We start from the raw sequence: 7407 nt of genomic DNA on the forward strand, positions 1-7407 counted from the left end.
GGATAGGTCGATCCCTGCGACGACACCGTGTTCAACCGGTCGCAGCTCAGAGTGCTCATCCCCGAACTTCGGGCCTTGGCGGACAGCTCAGCCGCCGAAGAAGCCGAGGCGGTGCACAAGATCCTTGCTCTGACTGTTCAAGTCGAGCGCAAGGCTCACCGGTATCTCGTCTTCAACGGCGACTGACGACCCACTTTCACAACAGGCCTCAGGCGAAGGAGAACCAGTTGACGTTGACGAAGTCGGAGGACTGGCCGCTGTCGAAGGTCAGATAGACGTCGTGGGTTCCCGTGGTGCGGCGGATGTCGGCGGGGACGGTGCGCCAGGCCTGCCAGCCGCCGGTGTTGGCGACGGCGAAGCCGCCGACCGGGGTGGCTGTGGGGCTGTCGAGGCGGACCTGGACCATGCCGCTGACTCCACCGGCGGCCCCGGAAGCGACGCGGGCGTCGAAGCGGGTGGCGCCGGTGGAGCCGAAGGTGATGGCCGAGAACTTGAGCCAGTCGCCGTTGGACAGATGGCCGACGTCGGATCCGCCGCCGCCGTCGGAGCAGGCCTCGACCTGTGCTCCGGACTGGGCGTTGAATGCCTCGGCCTGGATGGTGGTGAAGGCGCTGACCCCGCCGCCCGAGGCAGTGGCGGTCGGCGTGGGGGCTGGTGTGCCGCCGCCGGCAACACCGCCGACCGTGATGGTCCAGCGGCCGGGGGTGCCGGACTGCACCTTGCCCTCGAAGTCGACTCCGGCCGGGTGAACGTCGTCGTAGGGGAAGGCGTAGCCGAGATGGTCGGGGGTGGTGTTGTGCAGGATGCGGGCGTAGTGGTTGGTGCGCGGCCGGGTGTAGAAGGCGGCGGGCTTCTCGGCGGTCGGCTGGTGGGGGTTGTCCAGCAGGGTGGTGCGGTTGAAGGCGGCGGCGAGCCGTGCGCTGAGATTGCCCATCAGGTCGTTGCCCGTGGTGAAGGGCGCGTCGCTGCAGGAGAAGATCGAAAGGGTGGACGGCTTGGCGAAGCTGCCGACTCCGGGGAAGGCGAGGACGTCGCCGTTCACCCGGCCGGTGACAGTTCCCCAGGTGAACTGGGTGTCGATGCGCAGGTCGGTGGAGCGGTACTTGTTCCACACCTCGTCTACGTAGCCGTCGAAGTAACTCCGGAACAAGGCGCTGTTGCCGCGGATTGCCAGGTTGGGGCTGAGTACGCGCAAGTCGCGGCCGCCCGCGGTGACGATCAGCCGGCTCCAGTCGCTGCCGTCGGCGGCGGACTGGGCCCGCAGCGCGGCGGCGACCCGGGAAAGTCCGTCGGCGGGCAGCCCGCGCACCGTCTGGGTGCCCTGCCCGGTCTCCAGTTGGAAGGCGATCGGCAGGGAGACCATGTCGACGAACGTGATGTTGGCGTACAACTGGTCGCTGTTGAAGGTGAATTCGCAGAAGTCGTGAGCGACGTTCGCGTTGGGGTCAGTAGGGTTGCTCACCGATGGCAGGGCCAGACCGCCGCCGCGGTTCACCAGGAAGGTGAGCTTCGTGCCGACGGAGAAGTAGATACGGCCGCTGTCCAGGCGCGGCAGCGTCACCCTCCGCGCTCCGGCGCCGGACTCGTTGAGCGGGATGGCACAGTCGACCCCGAGCGGGGTCTGATCGTTGGCCGGAGCCGGCGGGTGGTACAGGCTGGAGCCGTTGGCCTGGATGAAGGCCCAGGTGCCGCCGGCCGCGGGGTCACGGCCGAGCACATAGGCGTACACCGTGTTGTTGCCGGTGGTGTTCACCAGGTCCAGGGGGAGCGTGGCGGTGGTGGACGCGTTGGCGCCCATCTCGAGCCAGGCTGCCGCGGCGGGCACGGCCAGGGCCAGGCCCGCTGTCACGGCGAGGAGTTTTCTACGGGGCATGGTTCGTTGGTGGCGAGCCGTCACGGTGGGGGTCCGTTCTTCGTGAGGTCGGGCGGGGGAGCGGTCGGGGCAGGGACGGGGGAGAAGGGAGGGCGGCGGGGCCGGTGGGTCAGCCGACCGTCCACTTCTGGTTGGCGGCGCCGGTGCACGTCCAGGTCTGCAACCGGGTGCCGTCGGCGGAGGAGTTGCCCTTGGCGTCCAGGCACTTGCCCGCACCTGTGTTGGTGAGGTCACGGGCACCGGTGTACGTCCACTTCTGGGCGTTGGTGCCGTTGCAGGTGTAGAGCTGGACGACGGCGCCGTCGGCGGTGGAGCCGCCCGCGACGTCCAGGCACTTGCCGAGGGCGCGGACGGTGCCGTCGCCCCCGATGGTCCACTGCTGGGCCGCGCCGCCGGTGCAGTCGTGCAGCTGGATGGGGGTGCGGTCGGCGTCGGAGCCGCCGGCGACGTCGACGCACATGCCGCCGATGCCACGGATCGGGCGTGCGGCGGGGGCGCCGGCGGAGGAGGCGCGGACATAGTCGACGGTCATCGTCTGCGGGAAGGACGTGGAGGCGTCCGGGCTGCCGGGCCAGTCCCCACCGACCGCCAGGTTGAGGATGACGAAGAACGGGTGGTCGAAGACCCACTTGTTGCCGCCGGTGTCGGCCGGCGTGAGGGTCTTGTACGTGGTGCCGTCCACCGACCAGACGAGGGAGTTCGGGCTCCAGTCGACGGCGAACACGTGGAAGTCGTCGGCGAAGGCGCGGCCGCCGGGCAGGTTGTACGCCGCGCCGAGGCCGCCCGCTCCGGAGTAGCCGGGGCCGTGCACCGTGCCGTGCACGGTGTTGGGTTCGCGGCCGATGTTCTCCATGATGTCGATCTCGCCGCTGTTGGGCCAGCCCACGCTGCCGAGGTCGTTGCCGAGCATCCAGAAGGCGGGCCAGATGCCCTGGCCGCGGGGGATTTTGATGCGGGCCTCGAAGCGGCCGTACGCCTGGGTGAAGGTTTTGGCGGTGTTCAGCCGGGCCGAGGTGTACTGGCACTGCCCGTACCAGCAGCCGAGGCCGGCGTCGGTGTTCTTCCGCGCGGTGATGACGAGGTTGCCCTGGCCGTCGAGCGCGGCGTTCGAGGTGCTGTTGGTGTAGTACTGCAGCTCGTGGTTGCCGAAGCCCGAACCGCCGGTCTCAAGCGTCCACTTGGCGGCGTCAGGAGCGCGGCCGGCCGCACCGTCGAACTCGTCGGACCAGGTCTGCGCGAGACCTGCGGCGCCGGCGTGCGGGGCGACCGAAGGGGTGAAGGACATGAGAACCGCCGCGACCAGGGCGGTGGTCACGAGGAGCACCACTCCGCCGAGAGAGCGGCGACGTGCGCGATGAGCAGCAGCCATGGGCATGGTTCCTTTTCTGGGTGGGGGAGGAGGAGGGAGCCAGGCCGGGCGAGTCGTGAAGAGTGACAGGAGGGGATTGAGAGCGCTCCCACACGTGACGCAATGTCACCCGAGACGGCGAGTATTACGGAGGGGTAACCGTCATGGCAACGTCAGACGTCACCCTTCGCACGCCTCTGAGCTGCGGTTTTCCATTGTGGCCTTCGGCTTAACGATCTCTTAAGGCTGCCTTGATGCAGAGAGGTGTGAATCGGAGCCTCACGTGATCGTCGGCCGGACGGCCGCCGCGGGTACTCCGCGCGGCATCCGGACCGCGTGCTCCCGGCCGCGAAGCCAGCCCCGGCCGACGGTTCCTCGTTCATGCGTTGGTGTCCGGCGCCGCGCAGCCCGTCGATCGGTGCACCGGCGTTGGTCCGCGACACACCGGACACGTCGACGAGCAGCGCCGCCGGCCCCGTACGAGAAGCCGGGCGACAAGTCCTTTCGGGTGCTCGCGCCCGGAAGGACCTGTCGCCGCGCCGACCTCAGGCGTGTGCAGGGTCAGGCGGTGTGCAGCCTCAGGCCGTAGCGGCCGAGGATTTCGTTGATCGGCTGGAACCACGTCTGGCCGCCGGACGAGCAGTTGCCCCAGCCGCCGGAGGTGACGCCCTGGGCCTGGTCCCCGCTGAGGAACGAGCCGCCGGAGTCGCCTCCCTCGGCGCAGACGCTGGTCTTCGTCATCTGGTGGACGGCGCCCTGGCTGTAGTTGACGGTCTCGTTCTTGGCGAGGACGGTGCCGCAGTGCCAGTGCGTCGTGGACCCCGACCGGCAGATCGAGGCGCCCAAGGGTGCCTCGGCGGAGCCGCGTACCAGCTGGTCCGGGATGGTGCCCCAGCCGAGCACCACCGGTACGGTCCACCAGCCGCTGTGGATGCCGACGTACGCGTAGTCGTTGCCGGGGAACGAGGATCCCTGGAAGGTGCCCATCGCGGACCCGTCCCAGCCGCGCACGGCGGCCCCCGCCTGCCCGCAGTGCCCAGCCGTCACGAAGCCGCCGTACACGGAGAAGCCGATCGAACAGCGGACGTTGCCGGTGTAGTACGGGTCGCCGCCGACGGTGCCCGCGGCGTACGTACGGGGCGCCTGCGCCGTCTCGGCGACGGTGACGGGGCCGCCGGCCCTGGCCCGGTCGACGAACGCCCGTACGGCAAGGGCTTCCCGCTCGGTACGTACGACCGTGACGACGACGCTGTTGGTCCGCGGGTCGACGTACCAGCCGGCCACCCCGGCGGGGGCGCGCAGCGTGTCCAGGCGCGCTTTGGCGCGGTCCAGCGCGGCTGCGCTGTGCCGGACGAGGCGGGTGTCGGCGCCCAGTGCCCGCGCCGCGGACTCCTTCGCGCGGTCGGTCACCGCGACGACGAGCCGGCCGGTGGAAGGCTCGTACCATGAGCCGCCGTACGCACCACCCGTGGCCTGCCGTGCGGTCTTCTCCACGGCTGCGGCGGCCTTTTCTGCGCTCAGCCGTTCCTCGGCCTGGGAAGCGGTGAGCCCGAGGTCCCTGCGCATCGCATCGAGCAGTCCGGCCGAGGCGGACGGCGCTGCGGCGGGCTCCGGAAGCGGGACGGCGCTCGCCACGCCGGCCTGGGCGGCGCCCAGACCGACGGTCAGGAGCAGGGCGGCGACGGCGGCGCGTAAGGGGGTGGTGTGTTTCACGAGACCTCCTGGTGTGGGGGATTGAACGCTTGAGAGCGCTCTCACAGAGTGTCGGGCGCTACGCTAGCCGAGCCCATTTGGCAGGTCCATACCAAATTCCCCTTCCGCCGCGGTGGGCCCCGCGCGACCACTCGGCCACCGAGGACTGTCCCCGGCGCCGAGGGTCGACTTCGTCACCGGCCTGACCGACGTCGCGGTCGCGGTCGCGGTTGGGGTCCGGGGCCGCGCCGCGATCGCCCTCGGCTACGACGGTGTCGCCTTACCGATCGCCGACGTCTTCGCCGACCGGGCCATCGCCGTCAGCGGCAACCAGCCGTCCCTCGGTCTCCTGAACGCGGTGTTCGGCAAGGCCCACACGGCAGCCCTGCGCGGCGCCCCCCCACCACCCGCCGGCTCCTGGCCGAAGGCCGGCGCATCTTCGACCAGGTCGGTTCGCACGAGCAGACCTCCGACTACACGGTCCCCTTCTGGCGTGTCAACGTGTTCACATCGCTGCTCGCCGCCCGCCTCGGGGGCGAGATCACGGCCGTCGTCGCCACCCAGGACGCCGCCGCGGCGGAGCTCCCGGAGTCCCTGCCGCGGTTTGCGACCCGTCTGGAGATGCACCGGGGCCCTCCGGCACCACGCGGGCCGATGGCGTGTTGCCTTCGGGTTCCACGTGCCGCGCCGGCGAGCTGGGTCCCCGCCGGGCGCCGCAGCTCACAGGGGGCGGGAGCCGACGAGGGCGGCGAGCGGCGCGAGAGTCAGCGCCGCTCCGGTCCTGCGGCGCGGGGAGTGGGCGGTCCCTGGTCCGCTCCCGAGGACGCACTCCGGCCTTTCCTGCACGCCCGGCAGTTTGCGACCACGAGGGCGAGGCCCATGGGAGCCAGCACGAAGAAGAAGAGTAGAACCGCAGCTACGTCGACCGCCGAGAACACGGCACCCCCTTGAACGTATTCAATGTGAACGTGTTCAAGATAGTCGCTTGGGCGCCTTCTCGGAAAGGGGCTTTACATCGATGCGGTCCGAACCGGGAGCGGTCGCTCCGCCTGAACGCCGCCCGCCTCATGGCGCTCGGACCGGGCGCCGTCGGCGAGCGGCACTGCGACCCCAAGTGCAGCCTGGCCCGCGTCTGCGCCCACCTCCACATCCCCTGACCACCAACCCCGACGCCGTCCTCTACCTCGACGGCACCGAACACACCTGGCAGCCCGGCGAGTTCTGGTACGGCGACTGCTCCCGCGAGCACGCCGTCCGTAACCTCGGCACCACCACCCGCGTCCACGCCGTCATCGACGTCCTGTTCACCATCGAACTCGCCGCGCTCTTCCCGCCCGCCTGGCAGGAGCAGCTGACGACGCCGACGCGCTCATCAACCACCCCCCCGCTGGACCGGACCATCCCCGCAGACCTGCCCCGCACCCTGCGCCTCCCGGCGGGGTTCACCGACTTCAGCCGCGACCAGCCCCTCGGCGGCGACCCGAGGCCGGCAGAGCTCGACCACACCACCGACCACCTCACGCTCACCACCGCAGAGCGGGCCTTCGCGCTGCTGCCCGCCGGCCCGGGCGAGTGGCGCTCTTCCAAGGCGGAACCAACACCGTCAGCAGCCCCACCGGTCGTGACGAGGACGGCTGGAACACCTTCCTGACCATCGGATAGCCGGGACGAACAGCGGTGACCGCGAGCGCTCTGCCGAGAGGTCACTCCTGGCAGGGCGCAGCCGACCTCGGCATCCTCGACAGCGTCGCGCGCCATCGACCACCGCGCCCGGGCCGATCACGCCTCGTACGTGATGCCGACACGACATCCGGACGGCCACTGGTCGGTACTACCCGCCACCGTCCATACCCACCCGGGCAGAAGCAGGCCGCCTGACAGGACCCAGTGACTGTTGAGACCGTCCAGGTCATCGGGGATTCATCCTGGCCCAGTGGAACGGGCGGCGGCTCGTCCGCAGCCCTGGCCACCCTGCTGAGAGGAGTAGGTGACAGCGCACGCCGAGCGGGGCGAGGACACCGCATGTGGCGGGCGTCCGACCGTGGTTCGGTCGGGGGGTGGCAGGCTGACGGTACGACTGACGGAAACCCGTGCCGAGCCGCGGTCATGCCGACCAGCGGGACACCTGGATCCGTCAGAGGGACTCGAGCAGGCCGCCCAGAGTGAGGACGATCCCGCACAGAGCGATCACCGTGCCCACGAACCGGTAGAACCCCAGGTCCAGGGTCGCGGCGTGCGCTCCACCGCGTCCTTGGCCTCCTTGAGGCCCGTACCCGTGGTCGCGCGGTATCGCTTGATCGCCTGGATTCTCCGGCCGGGTCCGGTCCGTCCTGTTGGCAATGCTCGCGGTGTCGAAGAGCACGATGAGGACGACAAGCGTCAATCCTGCGATTCCCTTGGCCGGGAGCCCAGTTCCGCCGCCTTCGCCCGCAGCGGCAAAGTGTGTACGAACCTGTCGGGCCCGAACTGGGACACGGAAACGCCACGCCGGGTA

6 protein-coding genes are annotated in these 7407 nt (G+C 70.2%); 1 reads left to right on the forward strand and 5 read right to left on the reverse strand.

Annotated elements, in window-relative coordinates; genetic code table 11:
* Nucleotides 1-208: 208 nt before the first annotated feature.
* From AB8A24_RS18920 to AB8A24_RS18935, 4 genes are all read right to left on the reverse strand, one after another.
* A complete protein-coding gene (locus tag AB8A24_RS18920; RefSeq protein ID WP_369476751.1) occupies nt 209-1873 on the reverse strand; it encodes a beta-1,3-glucanase family protein in 1665 nt (554 codons plus the stop codon).
* A gap of 109 nt (nt 1874-1982) precedes the next feature.
* A complete protein-coding gene (locus AB8A24_RS18925) occupies nt 1983-3242 on the reverse strand; it encodes a family 16 glycosylhydrolase (RefSeq protein WP_369476752.1) in 1260 nt (419 codons plus the stop codon).
* Between the two features lie 540 nt (nt 3243-3782).
* Nucleotides 3783-4934, reverse strand: coding sequence for a S1 family peptidase (locus AB8A24_RS18930; RefSeq protein WP_328965405.1), 1152 nt, complete (start codon nt 4932-4934; stop codon nt 3783-3785).
* A 699-nt stretch (nt 4935-5633) separates the two neighbouring features.
* On the reverse strand, nt 5634-5759 hold the full coding sequence (locus tag AB8A24_RS18935) for a hypothetical protein (protein WP_369476754.1): 126 nt from the start codon (nt 5757-5759) through the stop codon (nt 5634-5636).
* Nucleotides 5760-6027: 268 nt separating this feature from the next.
* Between AB8A24_RS18935 and AB8A24_RS18940 the strand changes: the two genes are divergently transcribed.
* Nucleotides 6028-6564: an aspartyl/asparaginyl beta-hydroxylase domain-containing protein gene (locus AB8A24_RS18940; protein ID WP_369476755.1), complete on the forward strand. Its 537-nt coding sequence runs from the start codon at nt 6028-6030 to the stop codon at nt 6562-6564.
* 536 nt (nt 6565-7100) lie between these two features.
* On the opposite strand, the gene AB8A24_RS18945 is transcribed toward AB8A24_RS18940, so the two are convergent.
* Nucleotides 7101-7289, reverse strand: a complete 189-nt coding sequence (locus AB8A24_RS18945; protein WP_369476756.1) for a ribosomal protein L7/L12 — start codon at nt 7287-7289, stop codon at nt 7101-7103.
* Nucleotides 7290-7407: the final 118 nt, after the last annotated feature.

Source organism: Streptomyces sp. BF23-19 (assembly GCF_041106355.1).
Taxonomy (GTDB): Bacteria; Actinomycetota; Actinomycetes; order Streptomycetales; family Streptomycetaceae; genus Streptomyces; species Streptomyces virginiae_A.

Coding starts and splice junctions, on each gene's coding strand:
- AB8A24_RS18920 (WP_369476751.1), bottom strand. CDS start 1,873: ATGCCCCGTAGAAAACTCCTCGCCGTGACAGCGGGCCTGGCCCTGGCC.
- AB8A24_RS18925 (WP_369476752.1), bottom strand. CDS start 3,242: ATGGCTGCTGCTCATCGCGCACGTCGCCGCTCTCTCGGCGGAGTGGTG.